Origin of the sequence: Kineococcus endophyticus, from assembly GCF_040796495.1 — a bacterium.
Lineage (GTDB): Bacteria > Actinomycetota > Actinomycetes > Actinomycetales > Kineococcaceae > Kineococcus > Kineococcus endophyticus.
Genome location: NZ_JBFNQN010000002.1, coordinates 289,607 through 310,842 on the forward strand (window position 1 = coordinate 289,607; position 21,236 = coordinate 310,842).

Annotated in this window: 22 protein-coding genes; 12 read left to right on the forward strand and 10 right to left on the reverse strand. The window is 72.9% G+C overall.

The annotated features are described in order from the left end of the window. The first annotated feature begins 17 nt into the window (after nt 1–17). Nucleotides 18–938: an acetamidase/formamidase family protein gene (locus tag AB1207_RS03670; RefSeq protein ID WP_367636428.1), complete on the forward strand. Its 921-nt coding sequence runs from the start codon at nt 18–20 to the stop codon at nt 936–938. Nucleotides 939–958: 20 nt separating this feature from the next. Next, nucleotides 959–2,188, forward strand: coding sequence for a DNA polymerase domain-containing protein (locus AB1207_RS03675; RefSeq protein WP_367636429.1), 1,230 nt, complete (start codon nt 959–961; stop codon nt 2,186–2,188). Nucleotides 2,189–2,191: 3 nt separating this feature from the next. On the opposite strand, the gene AB1207_RS03680 is transcribed toward AB1207_RS03675, so the two are convergent. Beyond that, a complete protein-coding gene (locus AB1207_RS03680; protein ID WP_367636430.1) occupies nt 2,192–3,223 on the reverse strand; it encodes a LacI family DNA-binding transcriptional regulator in 1,032 nt (343 codons plus the stop codon). 153 nt (nt 3,224–3,376) lie between these two features. On the opposite strand from AB1207_RS03680, the gene AB1207_RS03685 reads away from it, so the two are divergent. The 4 genes from AB1207_RS03685 to AB1207_RS03700 all read left to right on the forward strand — a co-directional run bounded on the left by AB1207_RS03685 (nt 3,377) and on the right by AB1207_RS03700 (nt 7,270). Continuing rightward, nucleotides 3,377–4,942, forward strand: coding sequence for an extracellular solute-binding protein (locus AB1207_RS03685; protein WP_367636431.1), 1,566 nt, complete (start codon nt 3,377–3,379; stop codon nt 4,940–4,942). After that, nucleotides 4,939–5,838: a carbohydrate ABC transporter permease gene (locus AB1207_RS03690; protein ID WP_367636432.1), complete on the forward strand. Its 900-nt coding sequence runs from the start codon at nt 4,939–4,941 to the stop codon at nt 5,836–5,838. Before AB1207_RS03685 ends, AB1207_RS03690 begins: the two co-directional genes overlap by 4 nt. 122 nt (nt 5,839–5,960) lie before the next feature. Beyond that, nucleotides 5,961–6,788, forward strand: coding sequence for a PhzF family phenazine biosynthesis protein (locus AB1207_RS03695; RefSeq protein ID WP_367636433.1), 828 nt, complete (start codon nt 5,961–5,963; stop codon nt 6,786–6,788). Then, nucleotides 6,785–7,270: an NUDIX domain-containing protein gene (locus AB1207_RS03700; protein WP_367636434.1), complete on the forward strand. Its 486-nt coding sequence runs from the start codon at nt 6,785–6,787 to the stop codon at nt 7,268–7,270. The genes AB1207_RS03695 and AB1207_RS03700 overlap by 4 nt, the downstream gene beginning before the upstream one ends. 5 nt (nt 7,271–7,275) lie before the next feature. On the opposite strand, the gene AB1207_RS03705 is transcribed toward AB1207_RS03700, so the two are convergent. Together AB1207_RS03705 and AB1207_RS03710 are read right to left on the reverse strand one after the other, a co-directional pair. Beyond that, on the reverse strand, nt 7,276–7,686 hold the full coding sequence (locus AB1207_RS03705; protein ID WP_367636435.1) for a GNAT family N-acetyltransferase: 411 nt from the start codon (nt 7,684–7,686) through the stop codon (nt 7,276–7,278). Nucleotides 7,687–7,738: 52 nt separating this feature from the next. After that, nucleotides 7,739–8,662, reverse strand: coding sequence for an oxidoreductase (locus tag AB1207_RS03710; RefSeq protein WP_367636436.1), 924 nt, complete (start codon nt 8,660–8,662; stop codon nt 7,739–7,741). 136 nt (nt 8,663–8,798) lie between these two features. On the opposite strand from AB1207_RS03710, the gene AB1207_RS03715 reads away from it, so the two are divergent. Then, nucleotides 8,799–9,245 (forward strand): winged helix-turn-helix transcriptional regulator, encoded by a 447-nt coding sequence (locus tag AB1207_RS03715; protein ID WP_367636437.1) that lies wholly within the window; start codon nt 8,799–8,801, stop codon nt 9,243–9,245. Between the two features lie 25 nt (nt 9,246–9,270). Here the strand turns inward: AB1207_RS03715 and AB1207_RS03720 are convergent, their stop codons facing one another. Both AB1207_RS03720 and dprE1 read right to left on the reverse strand, forming a co-directional pair. Then, nucleotides 9,271–10,866: a GGDEF domain-containing protein gene (locus AB1207_RS03720; RefSeq protein WP_367636438.1), complete on the reverse strand. Its 1,596-nt coding sequence runs from the start codon at nt 10,864–10,866 to the stop codon at nt 9,271–9,273. Nucleotides 10,867–10,972: 106 nt separating this feature from the next. Continuing rightward, nucleotides 10,973–12,391, reverse strand: a complete 1,419-nt coding sequence (gene dprE1, locus AB1207_RS03725) for a decaprenylphosphoryl-beta-D-ribose oxidase (RefSeq protein ID WP_437178861.1) — start codon at nt 12,389–12,391, stop codon at nt 10,973–10,975. 90 nt (nt 12,392–12,481) lie between these two features. Here dprE1 and deoC point away from each other — a divergent pair, with 90 nt between their 5' ends. Together deoC and AB1207_RS03735 are read left to right on the forward strand one after the other, a co-directional pair. Next, nucleotides 12,482–13,144, forward strand: a complete 663-nt coding sequence (deoC, locus tag AB1207_RS03730) for a deoxyribose-phosphate aldolase (protein WP_367636439.1) — start codon at nt 12,482–12,484, stop codon at nt 13,142–13,144. Between the two features lie 65 nt (nt 13,145–13,209). After that, on the forward strand, nt 13,210–13,989 hold the full coding sequence (locus tag AB1207_RS03735; RefSeq protein WP_367636531.1) for an HAD-IIA family hydrolase: 780 nt from the start codon (nt 13,210–13,212) through the stop codon (nt 13,987–13,989). Nucleotides 13,990–13,998: 9 nt separating this feature from the next. Here the strand turns inward: AB1207_RS03735 and AB1207_RS03740 are convergent, their stop codons facing one another. Continuing rightward, entirely contained in the window at nt 13,999–14,316 is a 318-nt protein-coding gene (locus AB1207_RS03740) for a tetratricopeptide repeat protein (RefSeq protein ID WP_366173522.1), read from the reverse strand. Between the two features lie 50 nt (nt 14,317–14,366). Here AB1207_RS03740 and AB1207_RS03745 point away from each other — a divergent pair, with 50 nt between their 5' ends. Then, a complete protein-coding gene (locus AB1207_RS03745) occupies nt 14,367–14,762 on the forward strand; it encodes a DUF1801 domain-containing protein (protein ID WP_367636440.1) in 396 nt (131 codons plus the stop codon). A 3-nt stretch (nt 14,763–14,765) separates the two neighbouring features. Here the strand turns inward: AB1207_RS03745 and AB1207_RS03750 are convergent, their stop codons facing one another. The 4 genes from AB1207_RS03750 to AB1207_RS03765 form a co-directional block, all read right to left on the reverse strand. Beyond that, nucleotides 14,766–15,113 carry a metallopeptidase family protein gene (locus tag AB1207_RS03750; RefSeq protein WP_437178862.1) on the reverse strand — a complete coding sequence of 116 codons (348 nt, stop codon included), beginning with the start codon at nt 15,111–15,113 and terminating at the stop codon, nt 14,766–14,768. A 15-nt stretch (nt 15,114–15,128) separates the two neighbouring features. Further along, nucleotides 15,129–15,422: a hypothetical protein gene (locus AB1207_RS03755; RefSeq protein ID WP_367636442.1), complete on the reverse strand. Its 294-nt coding sequence runs from the start codon at nt 15,420–15,422 to the stop codon at nt 15,129–15,131. A gap of 132 nt (nt 15,423–15,554) precedes the next feature. Beyond that, nucleotides 15,555–15,743: a CstA-like transporter-associated (seleno)protein gene (locus AB1207_RS03760; protein WP_367636443.1), complete on the reverse strand. Its 189-nt coding sequence runs from the start codon at nt 15,741–15,743 to the stop codon at nt 15,555–15,557. Beyond that, a complete protein-coding gene (locus AB1207_RS03765; RefSeq protein WP_367636444.1) occupies nt 15,740–17,914 on the reverse strand; it encodes a carbon starvation CstA family protein in 2,175 nt (724 codons plus the stop codon). Before AB1207_RS03765 ends, AB1207_RS03760 begins: the two co-directional genes overlap by 4 nt. Nucleotides 17,915–18,046: 132 nt before the next feature. On the opposite strand from AB1207_RS03765, the gene AB1207_RS03770 reads away from it, so the two are divergent. Together AB1207_RS03770 and AB1207_RS03775 are read left to right on the forward strand one after the other, a co-directional pair. Next, nucleotides 18,047–20,338, forward strand: coding sequence for an SDR family oxidoreductase (locus AB1207_RS03770; protein WP_367636445.1), 2,292 nt, complete (start codon nt 18,047–18,049; stop codon nt 20,336–20,338). A gap of 133 nt (nt 20,339–20,471) precedes the next feature. Beyond that, entirely contained in the window at nt 20,472–21,233 is a 762-nt protein-coding gene (locus AB1207_RS03775; RefSeq protein ID WP_367636446.1) for a lysophospholipid acyltransferase family protein, read from the forward strand. Nucleotides 21,234–21,236 lie beyond the last annotated feature (3 nt).

Genomic DNA, 21,236 nt, shown 5'->3' on the forward strand with positions numbered 1-21,236 from the left:
GGGGAGAGGATCAACCCGTGACTCCCGCACAGCAGGTCCTCCGCCCGGCGCCCGGCACCGTCACCGACGCCTTCGACCCCGCGCTGGAACCGGTCCTCACGGTCGACAGCGGCGAGCGCTTCACCGTCGAGGCCCTCGACGCGCACGGGTTCACCCGTCGGCCCGAGCACCCCGGCGCCCCCACCCCGCGCCTGCTCGAGGACGCCGAGGGGCACTGCCTCACCGGCCCGGTCGCCGTCCGCGGCGCCGAACCCGGCGACGTCCTGGCGGTGACGTTCCACTCGATCCGCACGGGCGACTGGGGCTGGACGGTCGCCGGCATGGACACCCCGCTGAACCAGCGGCTCGGCACCACCGGACGCGTGGACCTGCTGTGGGACGTCGACGGCGGGACCGCGACGAACCAGCTGGGGTTCACGGTCGACACCGCCCCGTTCCTCGGTGTCGTGGGGACGACGCCGGCCGCGCCCGGGCGGCACTCGACGATCCCCCCGCGGCCCGGTCACGGCGGGAACGTCGACTGCCGGTCCCTCGTCGCGGGCTCGACGCTGTTCCTGCCCGTGCACGTCCCGGGCGCGTTGCTGTGCCTCGGCGACGGGCACGCCGCGCAGGGCGACGGTGAGGTCTGCGGCACCGCGGTGGAGTGCGCGACGACGACGGAACTCACCGTCTCCGTCGTCGCCGACCCGGCCCTGCCCACCGTGCACGCGGTGACCCCGACCGAGCGGATCACGTTCGGCTTCGACGCCGACCTGAACGCCGCCACCGACGCGGCCCTGGGGGACCTCGTGACGTGGGTGGCCGCCGAGCACGAACTCGACCGCCTGACCGCGCTGGCCCTGCTGAGCAGTTGCGCGGACCTGCGCGTCACGCAGGTCGCGAACCGCACGTGGGGCGTGCACGCCGTCCTGCGCCACGACGCCCTGCGCCGGAGCTGAGCGGCCCCTAGTCTGCGGACGTGGCGTCCACGCAGCACGTCCTGGAGCTCGCCGGCCGCGAGGTGAGGATCACCAGCCCCGACAAGGTGGTCTTTCCGCAGACCGGGACGACGAAGCTCGACCTCGTCCGCTACTACCTGACGGTCGCCGACGGGGCGCTGCGCGGGGTGCGGGGGCGGCCCATGGTGCTCAAGCGCTTCGTCAAGGGCATCGAGGCCGAGGCGGTGTTCCAGAAGCGGGCCCCGGAGAAGCGGCCCGACTGGATCGAGGTCGCCGAACTCCACTACGCCCGCGGGACGTCGGCCGCCGAGACGGTCGTGCGGGACGAGGCCTCGCTCGCCTGGGTGCTCAACCTCAACTGCGTGGACCTCAACCCCCACCCCGTGCTGGCCGAGGACCTCGACCACCCGGTGGAACTGCGGATCGACCTCGACCCCCAGCCCGGGGTGGACTGGCACCAGATCGTCGACGTCGCGTTCGTCGCCCGCGACGTGCTGGCCGACCACGGGCTCACCGCGTGGCCCAAGACGTCCGGTTCCCGGGGTTTCCACGTCTACGCCCCCATCGACCCCGGCGTGTGGTCCTACCCGCAGGTGCGGCTCGCGGCCGAGACCGTGGCGCGCGAGGTGGAGAACCGCGCCGAGGGCCTGGCCACGAGCCGCTGGTGGAAGGAGGAACGCGGCGAAGGCGTGTTCGTCGACTTCAACCAGAACGCCAAGGACCGCACCGTCGCCTCGGCCTACTCGGTGCGCGCGCTGCCGGACGCCCGGGTCTCGACGCCCCTGACGTGGGACGAGGTGCGCGACGTGCGGCCCGAGGACCACACGGTCCTCACCGTCCCGCGGCGCTGGGCCGAACTCGGCGGTGACCCGTGGGCGGGCATGGACGGGACCGGGGGTTCCCTGCAGGCGCTGCTCGACCTCGCCGAACGGCTCGGCCCGGCGGAGAAACCCCCGAAGGGCACCGGTTCGCGGACGAAGACCATGCCGCTCATCGAGGTCGCCCGGGCCCGGACGAAGCCCGAGGTCCTGGCCGGCCTGGAGTCGTGGAAGGCCAAGCACCCCGACGTCGTCCCGCTGCTGGCCGAGGCCGACGTGCTCGTGGACGGCATGCGCGGCAGCAGCTCCCTCTGGTACCGGGTGCGCGTCAACCTGCAGCACGTGCCCGAGGACCAGCGGCCGGAGCAGGCCGAGCTCGAGGTCGACTACGACCCGTGGGCCACGTACCGCGGACGCCAGCAGCGGCGCTGAAGGTCAGGCCGTCCCGCGCGGGGTGAACACGTGCTCGACCCAGCGCGTCTGCGGTTCCCTTCCCGACGTCGGGTCCCTCAGTGCCCTCACCGCGAGGTCGACGGCCTGCCGCGCGACCTCGTGCCGGTCGACGGCCAGCGTCGTCAGCTGCGGGGTGACGAACGTGCCGAGCGACAGCCCGTCGATCCCCACCAGGCGGACGTCACGGGGCAGCGAGACACCCTGCTCGACGAACGTGGCGAGCGCACCGACGGCGAGGATGTCGTTCCAGGCGAACACCGCGTCCGGCAACCCCCGGCGCAGCAGCCCGAGGGTGGCCTGCCGCGCCGTCTCGACGTCCTGCCCGCCGGCGTGCAGCACCTCGACGGCGATCCCGACGTGCCGCAACGAGGAGGCGATGGACTCACCCCGTTCGTTGGTGCGGCCGGGGCGGTCGGCGTCGAGGACGACGGCGGTCCGCGTGCCGACGCCGGCCAGGTGCGCCGCCGCGTCGCGCAGGGCGGCCCGCGGGTCGAGGCGGACCGCGTGCGCCCCGGGAGCGCGCCCGTTCGGCGCCGGGTCGACGGTGACGACGGTCATGCCGCTGAGCGCGTCGGCCCACACCTCGCTCGGGCCGAGGTACCCCAGCACGGCGTCGACCTGGCTGGCGAGGTCGACGAGCAACCGCTGCTGGTCCGTCGCGTAGGCGGTGTCCACGAGCACGACGTTCCAGCCCAGCTCCCCCGCGTACCGGACGGTGGCCGCGGCGAACTCGGGGTAGTACGGGTTGGCCAGGTCGGACACGACGAGGCCGAGGGTGTCGTGCGTCGCCCGGGCCAGGCCGCGACCGAACCGCGAGGGCCGGTAGTTCAGCTCCTTGGCGGCCGCGAGCACCCTCGCCTTCGTCGCGGCGCTGATGCCCTCCATGTCGTTCATGGCCCGCGTCACCGTCTGGCGCGACACGCTCGCGGCGGTGGCGACGTCCTCGATGGTCGCAGCGCTGCGCCGCGCTCGACGGACCCTCTCCTCGACGCGTTCGCCCTGGTCAGCCGTCACACGAACCCTCGCTCCCTGGTCTGGACACCCGGCACGCATCATCGCGCGCCTTGACAGCGTCCCTGGCCGGTGGCACCGTCCTACCACTCCGTGAGCGCTCACGGAAGCACGGCCGAAGATCTCGACGAAGAGAGTGGGCTGGTTGGATTGCACGTGACGTCTCCCCCGCCGGGGGTCGCCTCCGGCCGTCCCCCCTCCCGCCGCGCGCTCCTGCGGGCCGGGTTGGCCGGGGCGGCCGGCATCCCCCTGACGGCCGCGCTGACCGGCTGCGGGTCGGGCACCTCGATCTCCAGCGACCCGGCCGAACTGGTCCTGTGGTACTGGAACCGGTCGATCGCCCCGAGCCTGCTGCAGAAGGCGGCCGAGCAGATCCCCGGAACGTCCAAGCGCCTGCGCGCCGACGTCATCGGCGGCGCCTTCGACAGCAAGCTGCGCACGGGGTTCGCCGCGCGGGCCTACATCCCCGACCTCACCGCCGTGAACTCCAACGCCGCGCTGTACTTCCCCACCGAGGACCAGTTCGTCAACCTGGACGACTACGGCGCCCAGGACTTCAAGGGCGACTACTACGACTGGAAGTGGAATCTCGGACGCACCCCGAGCGGCCGCTTCCTCTTCTTCCCCATGGACACCGGCCCGACCGGGTTCTTCTACCGGACCGACCTGTTCGAGGCCGCGGGGATGCCGTCGCAGCCCGACGAGGTGTCGGCTGCGGTGCGGACGTGGGACGACTGGATCGCCTTCGGGAAGCAGCTGCGGGAGAGCAGCGACGTCGCGCTCGCCGGCAACGCCGTCATGGTCTTCAACCAGTTCGTCAACGCCTCACCCGAGAGGTACTTCGACAAGGACGACAAGCCCCTCTTCCACGAGCCCGGTTCGGCGATCCGCGAGGCGTGGGACACCGCCGTCAAGGCCGTCCAGGCCAAGGTCACGCGCAACCTGCAGCAGTACGCCTACCTGCTCCAGGACTCGCGGTTCTGGAACGCCGTGTCGAACACGCTCATCATCTGGGTCATCTCCACGGTGCCGATGCTGTTCCTGGCCCTGGTCATGGCCTTCCTGCTGCACCAGAACATCCGGTTGAAGGGCTTCTACCGCGTCGCCTTCTTCATCCCCAACGTCACGAGCATGGTGGCGATGGCCATCGTCTTCGGCTCGGTGTTCTCCGACAGCTTCGGCATCGTCAACTCCGCGCTCACCGCGCTCGGGCTGCCCACCGTCGCGTGGCTGTCCACCGAGTGGGGCATCAAGATCACCATCGCCGTCATGGTCATCTGGCGGTGGACCGGCTACAACGCGATCCTCTACCTCGCGGCGCTGCAGGCCGTCCCGGACGAGCTGTACGACGCCGCCAAGGTGGACGGCGCCGGGTTCTGGCGGACCTTCTTCTCCGTGACCATCCCGATGCTGCGGCCGGTCATCCTGTTCACGGTCATCACCTCGACCATCGGCGGCCTGGGGCTCTTCACCGAACCGCAGATCCTCTTCGGTGCCGCCAACGGCAACGGCACCGTCGGTGGCGTCAACGAGGCCGGCATGACGATCGTGCTGTACCAGTACAACCAGTCGTTCTCCCAGCTCGACTTCGGGTACGGCTCGGCCATCGCGTGGGCGTTGTTCGCCCTCGCCGCCGTCTTCGCCATCATCAACTGGCGGCTGCTGCGGGACCGCGACGCGGTGCCGAAGAAGAGCCGCCGCACGAAGGAGGTGGCGCGGTGAGCGCTCCGGAACTGACCCGCACGTCCCGCGGCCACCGCGACCGGCTGAGCGTCGTGAAGCCCCGGCGGAGCCGGCAGTGGGTCCTCGGCCGGGTCGTCACCCACGGCTGCATCCTCGTCGGCGTCGTCCTGTCGCTGTTCCCGTTCTACTGGCTGCTCGTCATGTCGACGAGCACGACGGCGCAGATCTTCGGCTACCCGCCCAACCTGCTGCCGAGCACGCACCTGCTGGAGAACCTGCGCAACGTCGTCGGCAACATCGACCTGCTGGGGGCGATGCTGAACTCGTTCATCGTCGCCGGCTCGCTGGCCGTCCTGGTCGTGCTGCTGGACTCCCTGGCGGCGTTCGCCTTCGCGAAGTACAAGTTCCCCGGCCGGGACGTCCTCTTCGCCGTCCTGCTGATCACGTTCCTCGTCCCGGGCAACCTGTCCCTCGTCCCGAGCTTCGTCCTCATGTCCGAGCTGGGGTGGATGGGGCAGCTGCAGGCCCTCATCGTCCCGGGCGCCGCCAACGCGTTCGGCATCTTCCTGCTCCGCCAGTTCGCGCAGGCGTCCATCCCCGACGAGCTCATCGAGTCCGCCACCCTCGACGGCGCGGGGTTCTTCCGCACCTGGTGGTCGATCGCGATCCCCATGCTGCGCGGCGGTCTGGCGTTCCTCGGCATCTTCACGTTCGTGACGGCCTGGAACGACTACATCTGGCCGCTGGTCGTGCTCGTGGACCCCGGGCGCCAGACGCTGCAGACCGCGCTGGCGCAGCTGAACTCGGTCTACACGACCGACTACGGGATGATCATGGCCGGCGCCGTCGTCAGCGTCGTCCCGCTCATCGGGATCTTCCTCATCGGCTCCCGGCACTTCATCGCCAACATCGCCGCCGGAGCGCTCAAGGGCTGACCCGCCGCCCCGCCCGCTCCGCTCAGGGGCCGGATCGTTGGACCCTCGCTTCCGTTCATCGAAAGCGAGGGTCCAACGATGCGTCCCCCGAGCGGAGCGAGGGGCGCAGTAGGGTCGCGCGGGTGGACGTCCTGCGCTACGCCGCCTTCACCGACGACCCCGCCGGCGGGAACCCCGCCGGGGTCGTGCTCGACGCCGCGGGGGCCACGGCGGCGCAGATGCTCGCCGTGGCCGCCGAGGTCGGGTACGCCGAGACGGCCTTCGTGGTCGGGCACCCCGGCGACCGGCGGGTGACGATGCGCTACTTCTCCCCGCACGCCGAGGTCCCGTTCTGCGGGCACGCGACCGTGGCGACCGCCGTCGCCCTCGCCGGGCGCAGCGGCGACGGTGACTTCACGTTCGAGACACCGGTCGGGGAGATCGAGCTGGGTGTGGCCGCCGGGCGGGCGTCGTTCACGAGCGTCGAGCCGTCCGTCGCCGAACTGACGGACGCGCAGCTCGTCGAACTCCTCGACCTGTTCGGGCTGGTCGCCGACGACCTCGACCCGCAGTGCCCGCCCCGGATCGCGGCAGCCGGGAACCCGCACCCGCTGCTGGTCCTGCGGGACGCCGACCGCTTCGACGGGTTCACGTTCGACCCCGCTCGCGCCCGCCGGGTCCTGGACGGCAACGGCTGGCCGGCGACGCTGACCGTCGCGCTGCGCCGGGAGCCACTGGTCTTCGAGGCCCGCAACGCGTTCCCCGTGGGCCCGGTGACCGAGGACCCGGCGACGGGGTCGGCGGCGGCGGCGCTCGGCGGGTACCTGCGGGCGCTGGGCCTCGTCGACCCGCCCGCCCGCGTTGTCGTGCACCAGGGCCGGCACGTCGGCCGGCCCGGACTGCTGACGGTCGACGTGCCGCCCACCGGGGGCATCGTCGTGACCGGCAGCGCCGTCCCCCTCCTCGCGTGAGGTTGCGGCGGGCCGCGCGCGCCCTCGTCCTCACCCCGGACGAGCGGGTCCTGCTCGCGGAGCACCACCCGGACGGGGTGACCGTCCGGGCCCTGCCCGGCGGCGGACTCGAACCCGCCGAGGACGTCCGCGCCGCCCTGCGGCGCGAACTCCTCGAGGAGGTCGGCCTCGACGTCGACCCGGCGGACTGCCCGCACGTGTGGCGCCGGACGGTCGTGGAGCCGTGGGCGGCACCCGGGTGGGACGGGTTGTCCGAGGACGTCTTCCTCGTCCGCGTGCCCGCGGCGTTCACGCCCCGCGGGAGCTTCGACGCCGAGCGGCTGCTGGCCGAGGACCTGCACGGCTTCGGCTGGTGGTCGCCGGCCGAGATCGCCGCGATGGGGGACGTCGGGATCGTCCCCGCTCCCCGCGATCTCGCCGACCTGGTGCCGCTGGCGGCCCGGCTGCCCGCCGGCTCGTCGCCGCTCGTGGTCGGCGCCTGACGTCCTCAGGGCCTCGCAGCGGACAGGTGCACGAGCCCGGCCTCCGTCGGCCGGAACCCGCAGGCCTCGAGGTAGAAGGGCGCCAGCTCCGGCAGGAAGTCGACGTGCAGCCACTCGCACCCGGCCGCCGTCGCCTCCTGCACGGCGTGCCGTACGAGCCCGGTGCCAACGCCCCGGCGCTGGTGGGAAGGCCGCGTCTTCGTGTCGAGCAGGAACGCGTGGTCTCCCCCGTCCCAGGCCACGTTGACGAACCCGACGAGTACGTCGTCGTCGTGCGCGGTGACCCAGCCGAGCGAGTGCTCGCGGACGCGGGGCCACCAGCCGGGGTCGGCGCGGCCGCCGTGGGAGGCGACGAGGTCGAGCAGGTCGTCGTCGTCGACGTCTGCACGCCAGCGGTAGCTCGGGGTTGCGGGCACGGGGACAGCCTGCGCTGCGGCCGGGTCCCGTTCCAGCGGGTTTCCCGGCCGGTCAGCGCCCGATGGTGTCCAGCTCGGCGACGTCCTGCGCGGACAGGACCGTGCCCGCTCCGGCGATGTTCTCGCGCAGGTGGGCGACGGACTTCGTGCCCGGGATGAGCAGCACGTTCGGTGAACGCTGCAGCAGCCAGCTGAGCGCCACCGCCATCGGCGTGGTGGACGACCGTTGCGCCACGGCCGAGAGCGCCTGCGACTGCAGCGGCGTGAAACCGCCCAGGGGGAAGAACGGGACGTAGGCGATCCCGTCGCGGGCCAGGTCCTCGAGCAGGTCGTCGTCGTGGCGGACGGCGAGGTTGTACAGGTTCTGCACGCACACGACGGGGGCGATGCCCCGGGCCTCGGCGACCTGCTCGGCGGTCACGTTGCTGACCCCGAGGTGAGTGACCAGACCGTCCTGCTGCAGCCGGGCGAGGGTCTCGAACGCCTCCGCGAGGGAGCCGGCCCGGGGGCCCGCGGCGTCGCCCATGCGCAGGTTCACCAGGTCGAGGGTGTCCACGCCCAGGGTGCGCAGGTTCTCCTGCACCTGGCGGCGCAGGTCCTCGGGCCGCCGCGCGGTGGGCCAGCCGCCCTGGGGGTCGCGGTCCGCGCCGACCTTCGTGGCGATCGTGAGCGTCGGCGGGTAGGGGTGCAGGGCCTCTCGGATCAGCTCGTTGGTGACGTGGGGACCGTAGGCGCCGGAGGTGTCGACGTGGGTGGCGCCGGCCTCGACGGCTGCACGCAGGACGTCGAGGGCGCCGGCGCGGTCGGCCGGCGGACCCAGCACCCCGGGGCCGGCCAGCTGCATGGCCCCGTAGCCGAACCTGGTCACCTCCCGGTCACCGAGCATCCAGGTGCCGCCGGGGAGGGTCGTGGGCGTGGAGGTCGTGGGCGTGGAGGTCGTGGGCGTGGAGGTCGTGGGCGTGGAGGTCGTGGTCACGGGGTGTCCTTCGTCGTGGGGCGAGCCGGTGGTGGCGCCGCAGGTGCGGCGAGCACGACACTGACACCCCCGCTCTCCACCGGGAAGTAGGCACTTTCGAGTGCGCAACGCACCACCGTGGACCTCAGGAGGGGACGTGACCGCGAGCAGGACGACGGCGGGGACGCAGACCGGCCGCACCGCAGCGCAGGAGTACGACGCCTTCCTGGCGGTCTGTCCGAGCCGGCAGCTCCTGGACCGGATCTCCGACAAGTGGGTCACCCTGGTCCTGTGCGCCCTGGCGGGTGAGGCCACCGCGAACGAGGGCGGCACCCCCGCCGGTCCCCGGGTGCTGCGCTACTCCCAGCTGTCCCGGCTGCTCGCCGGCGTCAGCCAGAAGATGCTCACCCAGACGTTGCGCTCGTTGGAGGCCGACGGCCTCGTGACCCGGACGGTGGCCCCGACGGTGCCGGTCACGGTGACGTACGAACTCACCGAGCTCGGTCTGTCGCTGCACCGGGTGGTGGGCGCGCTGCGGACGTGGGCCCAGGCCAACATGGACGCCGTCCTCACCCACCGCGCCGAGCACGGCGCCCGCCCGTGAGGGCGGACCCCGCGGGACGGAGGCGTCAGCCGGCGCGCACCTGGTTCCGGCCGCCGGCCTTGGCGGCGTAGAGGCGGGCGTCGGCGGCCGACAGCAGGGAGGTCTTGTCGCCACCCCGCTCCAGGAGGGCCACCCCCGCGCTCACGGTGATGCCCCGGCCGGGCGTGGGACCGGACCAGTCGAAACCGGCCACGGTGCGGCGCACCCGCTCGGCGAGCTCCGCCGCCGTGCCGTCGCCGCCACCGGTGACCACGACGACGAACTCCTCCCCGCCGAGCCGCGCCGCGAAGGCGTTCCCGGTGGGGCACTCGGCCACGCAGGCTTCGAGGATGCCGGCCGTCAGCCGCAGCACCTCGTCCCCGGCCTCGTGGGAGAAGGTGTCGTTGACGGACTTGAAGTGGTCGAGGTCGAAGAGGACGGCGCTCACCGACGGGCCGCCGTGGTGGAAGTCCTCGACCAGCGCGGGCAGCTTCTCGTCGACGAACAGGCGGTTGCGCAGACCGGTCAGCGCGTCGCGCCGGGCCTCCTCGCGGTACCGGGCCGCCTCGGCGCGGGCGACGTCGGTCTCGAACATGGCCTGGCGCGCACGGGCCTGCGCCTCGCGCTGCTCCGAGAGCAGTTCCCGGTCGGCCGCGTAGAACTCCTTGTGCGTCTCGAAGGCGGCGCGGTGGTCCCCCAGCGCCGCGTGCACCTCGGCCTGTTCGGCGAGCAGCTGGGCGCGGACGGTCCGGAAGCCCGCCCCGGTGCAGCGCGACCGGGCCTCGGTCAGGACCTCCGCCGCGGCGGCCGGGTCCCCCTTGGACCGCAGCACGATCGCGAGGGTCAGCAGGTAGACCGGCTCGTCGTCGGCGTTCTTGGCGTCCATCGCGGCGCTGGTGGCGACGGCCGCCCGGGCCGAGGCCTCCGCCGCGTCGAGCTCCCCGCACAGCAGCTGGACCCGCGCGACGGTGTCGAGCGTGTTGGCGTTGAGGGGCATCGCGTACTGCTCACCGAGCCGCAGCAGCAGGTCGAGCTCGCGGCGGGCGCTGACGGCGTCCCCGCGGTCCAGCTCGCCGTAGGCGCGGTTGTTGACGACCCGCAGGTGCAGGACCGCGTCCCCGACCGCGAGCTCCTCAGCCCGGGAGTACCAGGTGCGGGCGTCCTCGACGCCCCCGAGCTCGTCGAGGAGGTCCGCGACGGTGAGCAGGACCCGGGTCCGCAGGCGCTGGGGGACGTCGTCGGAGAAGGCCGCGACGGCGTCGAGGGCGTGCTCGAGCGCGGTCGGACGGTCGCCGAGGTCGGTGAAGACGCGGGACAGGACCCACGAGGCGCGGACGGTGGCCTCGGCCCCGCGCCCCGTGGCGTCGGTCTCACCGAGCAGGCGCGTGACGATGTCGGCCGCACCCGCCGGGTCGCCGTCGCGCTGGACGGCTTCGGCCTCCCCGACCCGGGCGAGCGCGACGCTGACGTGGTCGCCCAGCAGCGCGGCACGGGCCGCGATGTCCCGGGCGCACGCCGCGGCCTGCGCCGGGTCGCGGCCCACGAGGTCGTCCAGGGCCTCCAGGTCGGCGTGCACCGAGGCCAGCTCGGCGGGCGTCGCGGCGTGGCCGACGGCAGGGCCCAGCGCGAGATCGCCGGTCACCGCCACCACCGCCTTCCGGTCTTCGGCCCCGAAGTGGACCTGTGGGGGGTGTCGGCAGGTGGGGAGCCCGGCTTGACCTCCTGCGACCGCTCTCCCCCGACCGGACTCAGCCGGTGACCAGCTGCAGACGGCGGGCCTGGTCGGAGGCGAACTTCCGCTCCGGGTCCACCGCGTCGCGCACCTTCCGCCAGGCCGGCAGCTCGGGGTACATCCGGGCGAACCGGTCGGCCGTGGTGCGCGAGTCCTTGGCCAGGTAGAGCCGGCCACCCGCGTCGAGGACCATCTCGTCGAGCAGGTCGCAGAGCTGGTCCAGGCCCTTCTTCACGGGCAGGTCGACCGCGAGGGTGTAGCCGCGCTGGGGGAACGAGAGCGGCGCGTCGTTGCCGTCGCCGAAGCGCTTGAGGACGTTGAGCGCCGAGATGTGGCCCGAGTCGACGATGGCCTCCATGCTCGCGCGCAGCAGGTCGGCCCGCTCGAACGGCACGACGAACTGGTACTGCAGGAACCCCCGCGGACCGTAGGCACGGTTCCAGTCCGCGAACAGGTCGAGCAGGTGGTAGAACTGCGTGATGTTCTGCACGACACCGGACTTGGTCTTCGACTTCCGGTAGTAGACCTCGTTCAGCGCCTTGGCCGTGAGGGTGTTGAGCATGCCGGGCGGGAAGACGTCCGGGAAGGTCGCGAGCTGCGGCGCGTCGAACTTCAGCGGGTCCTTGCGCAGTTCCGGCGGCAGGTCCGACAGCTTCGCCGACGAGCCGCGCAGCAGGAACCCGCGGCCCATGTGCGCGCCCTTGGTCACCGAGTCGAACCACGTCTTGGAGTACGTGTAGTTCTCGTCGTTGTGCTGCAGCCGCTCGAGCATGTCGTCGAAGTCGGTGGCCTGCTCGACGTCGGCGATGAAGTAGGACGTCTCGACGCGGTCGAGGCGGATCCTGGCGCGCAGGACGATCCCCGTCAGGCCCATGCCGCCCGTCGTGGCGAGGAAGAGCTCACGGTCCGGGCCGTCCGGCGTCAGCGTCCGGATCTGCCCGTCGGCGGTCAGCAGGTCCAGGGACAGCACGTGACGGGTGAAGGTGCCCTGGGTGTGGTGGTTGCCGCCGTGGATGTCGGCGCCGATCGCCCCGCCGACGGTGACCTGCCGGGTGCCGGGCAGGACGGGCACCCACAGCCCGTGGGGGACGACGGCCCGCAGCAGCTTGTCGAGGGAGCAGCCCGCGTCGACGTCGGCGACGGCCGCGTCGACGTCGATGTCGTGGATGCGGTCCAGCGCGGTCATGTCGACGACGAGCCCACCGGCGTTCTGCGCCGGGTCCCCGTAGGAGCGGCCCAGGCCGCGGGCGATGACCCCGCGCGGGCCGGACGTGCGGACCGCCTCGGCGATGACGTCGAGGTCGGCGGTGTGCAGCACCGTCGCCGTCGTCGGGGCCGTGCGACCCCAGCCGGTGAGGCGCTCCGTCCGGCGCTCGGCCCCGCCGGCGGACGGCGACGCGGAACGGGACGCGGACTTCAGACCGGGGATGCTCACCACGGGGGCGAGCCTAACGGCGGGCTCCGACACCGCCTCGTTCCCCGGCGCGGGACGGGCGGCCGCAGTCCCGGGTGGCAGACTCGCCGCGTGAGCCCTCGCACCCGTTCCGACGTCGCCCGCCTCGTGGACCACACGCTCCTGAAGCCGGAGGCGACCCCCGCGGACGCCGCGGCGCTCGTCGCCGACGCGCGGGAGCTCGGCGTCCTCGCGGTGTGCGTCTCCCCGACGATGCTGCCGCTGGCGGACACCGGTGAGCTGGTCGTGGCGACCGTCTGCGGGTTCCCCTCCGGCAAGCACACCAGCGCCGTGAAGGCGGCCGAGGCCGCCGCGGCCGTGCAGGACGGTGCGGACGAGGTGGACATGGTCATCGACGTCGGCGCGGCCCTGGCCGGGGACCTCGACGCCGTCCGCGACGACATCGCCGCCGTGCGGACGGCCGCGCCCGCGCCCACGGTGCTCAAGGTCATCGTCGAGTCCGCGGCCCTGCCCGACGACGTCCTCTCCGCCGTCTGCCGCGCGGCCGAGGCGGCCGGCGCCGACTTCGTCAAGACGTCCACGGGCTTCCACCCGGCGGGTGGGGCGACCGTCCACGCGGTCGAGGTGATGCACGCCGCGGTCGGCGGACGGCTCGGCATCAAGGCCAGCGGCGGGATCCGGACGACCGAGCTGGCGCTGGCGCTGCTCGACGCCGGCGCCACCCGGCTCGGGCTGTCCGGGTCGGCGGCCGTCCTGGGCGGCCTCTCGGACTGAGGGGCCCGCTCGGGCGCGCGAGGACGACGACGAGGACCCAGGGTGGACGCGTGGAGGGCAACGAGATGAGCGACGCGAACGGCATCGAGTGCTGGCTGACCGACATGGACGGCGTCCTCGTGCACGAGGAGCACGCCCTGCCCGGCGCCGCCGAGTTCCTGCAGCGACTGGCCGACGCGAGCCGCCGGTTCCTCGTGCTGACCAACAACTCGATCTTCACCCCGCGCGACCTGGCCGCCCGCCTGTCGCGCAGCGGCCTGGAGGTGCCGGAGGAGAACATCTGGACGTCGGCGCTGGCGACGGCCGACTTCCTCGCGCGGCAGATGCCGGGGGGTTCGGCGTACGTCATCGGTGAGTCCGGTCTGACCACGGCCCTCTACGAGGCGGGCTACACGATGACGGACACCGACCCCGACTACGTCGTGCTCGGCGAGACCCGGACGTACTCGTTCGAGGCGATCACCAAGGCGATCCGCCTGGTCGAGTCCGGCGCCCGGTTCATCGCCACGAACCCCGACGCCACCGGCCCCTCCAAGGAGGGGTCGCTGCCGGCGACGGGATCCGTGGCGGCGCTCATCACGCGGGCCACGGGCGCCGAACCGTACTTCGTCGGCAAGCCCAACCCGATGATGTTCCGCTCGGCGATGAACCGGATCGAAGCGCACTCGGAGACGACCGCGATGATCGGCGACCGCATGGACACCGACGTGGTCGCGGGCATCGAGGCCGGGTTGCGGACGTTCCTCGTGCTCACCGGATCGACGAAGCGCGACCAGGTGCGCCGGTTCCCGTTCCAGCCGCACCAGGTGGTCGACGGGATCGGTGACCTCGTCGACCTCGTCTGACGGCGGGGGTCAGACCTCCGCGCCGAGGACGTGCGCCATGACGCGGTGGCCGCGGGCCTCGTCGTGCCGGCTCTGCCGCTCCAGGGCGCGCGACAGCAGCAGGTGAGCGAAGGCGTCGGACGGGCTGCGGCGCACCAGGTCCCGCGCCTGCTCCTCGGCCTTGCCCAGCATCGCCGCGCCGAAGTAGCTGCGGGCGAGCAGTTCGCGCAGCGACCGGTCGTCGGGGTGCCGGCGCACCAGGGGTTCCAGCGACCGGACAGCGTCGGTGAACCGGCGCTCGTCGAAGGCGTCGCGGGCCATCTCGAAGCTCAGCAGGTCGATGTTCACGGATCCCACAACCCCCGCACCGAGCCGCTGATTCCGGATAGCCTCGGCGCGTGGCCGACGCCGACCTGACCGCCTCCCAGCACATCGACGACCTGGTGGCGAAGCACCCCGACTGGCGCGGGGAGCTGCTCGCCGCGTGCCGGCGGACGATCCTCGCCGTCGACGACGGCGTCGTCGAGGAGTGGAAGTACATGGGCGCGCCCGTGTGGTCGCGGCACGGCACGCTCATCGTCGGCGGCGTGTTCAAGGCCAAGGTGAAGATGGGGTTCCTGTGGGGCGCCTCGTTGGAGGACCCGAAGGGGTTGTTCAACGGCGAACTGGGCGGCAACCAGCGCCGGTCCGTGGAGTTCGCCGAGGGCGACGTCCTGGACGAGGAGGGTTTCGCCGACCTGGTCCGCGCCGCCATCGCCCACAACGCCGCGAAGGCGAGCACCCGGAAGCGGTAGCCCTCAGGCCCAGCCCAGCTCGTGCAACCGGGCGTCGTCGATGCCGAAGTGGTGCGCGATCTCGTGCACGACGGTGATCCCCACCTCGGCGACGACCTCGTCGCGGTCGCGGGCGATCGCGAGCGTCGGACGACGGAACACCGTGATGCGGTCGGGCAGGGCGCCCGCGGCCCACCAGCCGTCCCGCTCGGTCAGCGGTGTGCCCTCGTACAGCCCGAGGAGGTCCGCCTCGAAACCCTCCGGCGGGTCGTCCTCGACGAGGACGACGACGTTGTCCATCGCCCGGGCCAGCTCGGCGGGGATGCGGTCGAGCGCGTCCGCGACGGCTTCCTCGAACTCCGCGCGGGACATGTCGACCACGGCGGCTCAGCCGACGGCCAGCGCGCGCCGGCTGTCGAGCTCGCGCACCGCGACCCGTCCCCACCGCAGCCGCTCGACGAGGACGGCGTCCACCCCGAGGACCGCGTCCGCGAGCGCCGCCTCGGCGTGCAGGTGGACGAGGGCGGTGTCGCGGGCGAGGGCGGGTGTCTCGGCGCGCAGGACCACGACGTGCTCGAGCCCGGACGGCAGGCCGCGGGGCCGGCCGGCCGCGAAGCGCCGGTGCGCCACGACGGTGACCCGGTACCGGGGCTGCTTCACGGACTGTTGCGCGGTGCTCACGCACCGATGGTGTCGCTTCGTCCTCCAGCTGTCGAGCACGACGTCTCAGCTCCGTCTCAGGTCGGCGTCGGAGGGGGCTCCGCCGGGGGAACGAGGTGGCGCCGGGATCGGTTCGCCCCGCCCGCCGCGGGCTCAGCAGCACCGACCACCGGGCACTGCCGCCTTGGCGTCGGCGCGACGACGCTCGAACTCGGCCCGGCTGCCCGGCGGGTGACCGTGCCGGGCGCACCGGAGCAGGTGCGCCTCCCACCGGTCCTCACCGTCGACCTGCCGGCGGGCCCAGCGCAGTCCCGCCCGCACGCGGGGCAGCAGCCGGGTCACCGCTCCGCGCCGATCTCGGCGCGCAGGGCGTCGAGCTCGGCCCGCTCCCGCGCGGTCACGACGATCCCGGCCGGTTCGACCAGCGCGGACGGCACGGCCGGTTCCTCCGTCGTCGGCAGCTGCCCGGCGCGCAGGGCCCGGGCGATGACGACGGCCGCGTTGGCCGCCACGACGACGACGAGCAGGGCGAACAACGACTGCAGGACGCCGTTGACCGTCGAGTTCGTGACGACCTGCTGCATCTGCGCCGCGTCCTTGGCCGGGGCGAGCACCTCCCCCGCCGCGAGGGCGTCGGCGTACTTGGCCCGCTGCGCGAAGTACCCGATGGCCGGGTTGTCCGAGAACACCTTCTGGTAGCTGGCGGTCATCGTGACGACGAGGTCCCAGACGAGCGGCACGGCCGTGACCCACGCGTACCGGACCCGTCCGTGCTTGACGAGCAGCGTCGTCACGAGCGTCAGGGCGATGGCGGCGAGCAGCTGGTTGGCGATGCCGAAGAGCGGGAACAGCTGGTTGATGCCGCCCAGGGGGTCGGTGACGCCGGTGTAGAGGAAGTACCCCCACGCGCCGACGACGACGGCGCTGGCGAGGACGTTGCCCGGCCGCCAGGACAGGTCACCGAACTTCTTCCAGACGTTGCCGAGGGTGTCCTGGAGCATGAACCGCCCGACGCGGGTGCCGGCGTCGACGGCGGTGAGGATGAACAACGCCTCGAACATGATCGCGAAGTGGTACCAGAACGCCTGCAGCCCACCGCCGAACGCCTCATGGAAGACCTGCGAGATGCCGAGGGCGAGCGCGGGGGCACCGCCGGTGCGGGAGACGACGGACTCCTCGCCGACGGCTTGCGCGGCGGCCGCGAGCGTCTCGGGGGTCGCCGTGAAGCCGAGCCCGGAGACGAAGCTCGCCGCCGTCTCGACGGTGCCGCCCGTGGCCCCGGCCGGGGAGTTCACCGCGTAGTAGAGGCCCTGGTCGATGACGGAGGCGGCGATGAGCGCGCTGATCGCGACGAAGCTCTCCATGAGCATGCCGCCGTAGCCGATGAGCCGGACCTGCCGTTCCTTGGCCACCATCTTCGGCGTCGTGCCGGAGGAGATGAGGGCGTGGAACCCCGACAGCGCGCCGCAGGCGATGGTGATGAACACGAACGGGAAGAGCGAACCGGCGAAGACGGGCCCGTTGCCCTCCCGCGCGAAGGACGTGACCGCGTCGTTGGCCAGCACGGGCCGCGCGACGACGAGGCTGACCGCCAGGAGCGCGATGACGCCGACCTTCATGAAGGTGGAGAGGTAGTCGCGCGGGGTCAGCAGGAGCCAGACGGGCAGGACCGAGGCGACGAACCCGTACACGACGAGGGCCACCACGAGCGTCTCGGGCGAGAGGGTCAGCGACTCCGCCAGCCCCCAGCTCTCGACGTACCCGCCGCCGACGATGGCCAGCAGGAGGAGCACGACGCCGAGCGCGGTGGCCTCCAGCACCCGACCGGGCCGCAGGAAGCGCAGGTAGACGCCCATGAACAGGGCGATGGGGATGGTGAGGGCGATGGAGAAGACGCCCCACGGTGACTCCGCGAGCGCGTTGACGACGATGAGCGCGAGGACCGCCAGGATGATGATCATGATGGCGAAGACGGCGATGAGCGCTGCGATCCCGCCGACGACGCCGATCTCCTCGCGGACCATCTGCCCCAGGCTCTTGCCGCCGCGGCGCATCGAGAAGAACAGCACCGTGAGGTCCTGGACGGCGCCGGCGAAGACGACCCCGACGACGATCCAGATGGTGCCGGGCAGGTAGCCCATCTGAGCGGCCAGGACGGGGCCGACGAGCGGGCCGGCGCCGGCGATGGCGGCGAAGTGGTGCCCGAACAGGACGCGGCGGTCGGTGACCTCGAAGTCGACGCCGTTCTCGTACTTCTCCGCCGGCGTCGCCCGCCGGTCGTCGGCGCGCAGGACGCGGTAGGTGATGAACCGCGAGTAGAAGCGGTAGGCGATGGCGTACGAGGCGAGCGCCGCGAACAGCACCCAGAGGGCGTTGACGGACTCCCCGCGCGAGAGCGCCAGCACCGTCCAGCACAGCGCGCCGACGGCGGCGACGGCCGTCCAGACGACGACGGAACGGGGCGAGGGACGCCTGCGCGTCACCTCGAGGGCATCGGACTGCAACCGGCTCATCGCCGCCTCCTCGCGGTCGAGCGTCCTGTGGACCTGCTGAGCCTGGCACAGGCGCGGTGGGTGGGCGCGGACGCACGCCGGACCGGACGCGCACGCACGGAGGGGGGCCGCATCCGTGGCAGGATCCTCCGCGTGCGATTGGCTGAGCAGCTCGACGGCAAGCGGTTCCTCCTGACCGGGGTGACGGGCTTCATCGGTGAGGCGCTGCTGCAGCGCCTGCTCGTCGACCTGCCCTCCACGACCGCCGTCGCGCTGGTGCGTCCCAAGCCCGGCCAGAGCGGCGAGGACCGCCTCCGCTCGGTGCTGCGCAAGCCGATCTTCCGCGCCGCCGGTGAGGCCGACGACCTGCTGAAGACGCGCGTCGAGGCGCTCGAGGGCGACCTGTCGAACGTGCCCGAGCTGCCCTCCGACATCGACGTCGTCGTGCACTGCGCCGGGGACGTCTCGTTCGACCCGCTCATCCAGGACGCCTTCACGACCAACGTCACGGGGACCCGGGCGCTCGTCGAGCGCACGCTGGAGGCCGGCGAGCGCGGCGGCCGCACCGTCCACTACGTCCACGTCTCGACCGCCTACGTCGGCGGTCGCCGTCGCGGCGCCGTCCCCGAGCGGGCCGTGGAGCACCAGGTCGACTGGCGCACCGAGACCGAGTCGGGCCTGCGGCTGGCCGCGCGCATCGAGGAGGACTCCCGCCTCGAGGGTCGCCTGCGGGAGTTCCTGCGCGCCGCCGAGCGCGACCACGGCCGGGCGGGCCCGCTGAGCGTGGCCGCCGGCGCCGAGGAGCGCCGCGTCGCGTGGGTCACCGCGCAGCAGAAGGCAGCGGGCAAGGAGCGCGCCCGGACGCTGGGCTGGACCGACTGCTACACGTTCACCAAGGCGATGGGCGAGCGGCTCGTCGAGGAGATCGCGGCCCCCGTCATCCCCACGACGATCCTGCGTCCGAGCATCGTCGAGTCCGCGGTCAAGCACCCGCACCCGGGGTGGATCGAGGGCTTCAAGATGGCGGAGCCGATCATCCTGGCCTACGGCCGCGGGGAGCTCACCGAGTTCCCGGCGGCTCCCGACTCCGTCATCGACGTCGTGCCGATCGACCACGTCGTCAACGCGATCGTCGTGGCCGCCGCGACGCCGCCGCCGCTGTCGCAGCCGGCGTACTACCACGTGAGCTCGGGCAGCCGGAACCCGCTGACGTTCCGCGACGTGTACGAGTTCATCCGCGAGTACTTCACCGAGCACCCCTTCGACTCCTCCCCCGCCGTCATGCCGACGTGGGACTTCCCCGGCGGCCGCGCCGTCGAGCGCAAGGTGCGCGCCGGCGAGCTGCTGACGAGCGCGGGCAACCGCGTGCTGGCCCTGGCCCCGCGGTCGTCCCGGGTGCGCGAGGTCTCGCGCAAGCTCGACAAGGCCCAGGGCCAGGTCGAGTTCGCCCGGCGGTACATGGACCTGTACAAGGCGTACACGGAGGCCGAGCTGCGCTTCGTCGACGACCGGACCCTGGCGCTGCACCGGACTCTGGACCCGGCCGACGTCGAGATGTGGGGCTTCGACACCTCCGAGGTCGACTGGGACCACTACTGGCTCGAGTCGCACTGCCCGAGCGTCACGGCGCAGATGCGCAAGTACGACGAGATCCGCCGCCGGCGCACGCAGGCCGCCGCCAGCGGGCCGCGCGAGCTGCGCCCCGCGACCGAGGGGTCCGCGCCCGTCCTGGCCGTCTTCGACCTCGCCGGGACGCTGCTGCCGGGCACGGTCGTCGACACGTACCTGACGCTGCGGCTGTCCTCCCTGGACGCTCCCGCCCGCATCGCGGAGTTCGGCCGGATCATGCGTCACCTGCCGGGCTGGATCGCGGCCGAGCGCCGGGACCGCGGGAGCTTCCTGCGCTCGCTGTTCCGCGGGTACGCGGGCGTGGACCTGGACGCCCTGGAGGAGTACGTCGACGACGTCTTCGCCCCCTCCTTCCTGCAGCAGGTGTCCTCGGACGCGCTGCGCCGCATCCAGGCCCACCGCGACGCCGGGCACCGGACGATCCTCATGACGGGGGACGTCCGCCAGGTGACCCGCCCGCTGGAGGGGCTGTTCGACGAGGTCGTCTGCACCGAGCTCGACGAGGTGGTGCAGGACGGCCACCGGGTCGCCAGCGGCTTCCTCACGTCCCCACCCCTCGTCGGTGAGGCGCGCGCGGCCTGGCTGCGCCGGTACGCCGAGGTGGAGGGGGCCAACCTGGCCGCGAGCTACGCCTACGCCGACTCCCACGTCGACATCCCGCTGCTGAAGACCGTCGGCAACCCGAGCGCGGTCTCCCCCGACGTCCCGCTGTTCCGCGTGGCGCGCGCGTCCCGCTGGCCGGTGGCCGACTGGGCGGCCTCGTCCCCCACCCGCCGGCTGCGCGTGCCGCAGCAGGTGCTGGCGGGCACGGACTGAGGCCACGGATCGAGGACACGGGTGCAGGGGCCGGGTCGGTGGTGGCGGACCGGCCCCCGGGCGGGGGCCGTGGCAGGATGCCCCCTGTGAACTCCGCACCGCCAGTGACCGCCGGTGTGTCGAGGACCGAAGGATGGCGAGGCTGATGGGGATCCCGCGACCGACCCGGATCGTGCGCGCACTGCCGTTGCTGCGCAAGCACTCCACCGGACCGTCCGAGCCCGACGAGGGCGGCCGCTCGGTCCACCGCAACGACTGGGTGCGCTCGGGGCCGGCCACGGCCGTCCGCGCCACCCTGCAGCGCGGTCTGATGACCCCGCTCATGAAGTCCCAGGTGCGCATCCACGTGCACAACGTCGAGGCGCTGGACCGGCTCGGGACCGCTGCCGTCCTGGTCGCCAACCACTCCTCCCACCTCGACGCGCCCGTCATCCTCGAGGCGCTGGGGGCGCGCCGGCGCCGCCGGGTGGCCATCGCCGCGGCCGCGGACTACTTCTTCGACGTCTGGTGGCGCGCGGCGCCCTCGGGCCTCGTCATCGGCACCTACCCCCTGGAACGGCGCGGCGGTCGGGGCCCGAACCCGTCCTCCCAGCTGCTGGCGGACGGCTGGAGCCTGGTGATCTTCGCCGAGGGCGGGCGCAGCTACACGGGCGAGATGCGGCCCTTCAAGAAGGGGGCGGCCTACCTCGCGCTCGACGCCGGTGTGCCCGTCGTCCCGATCGCGCTGCGCGGCACCTTCGAGGCCATGCCCCCGAAGAAGAACTGGCCCGTCAAGGGCCGGCCGGACATCCACGTCACCTTCGGCGAACCCCTCCACGGTCGCGAGGGCGAACGCGCCGGCGACTTCACCACCCGCATCGAGGAAGCCGTCGCGAAGCTGCTCGCCAACAGCTGACAC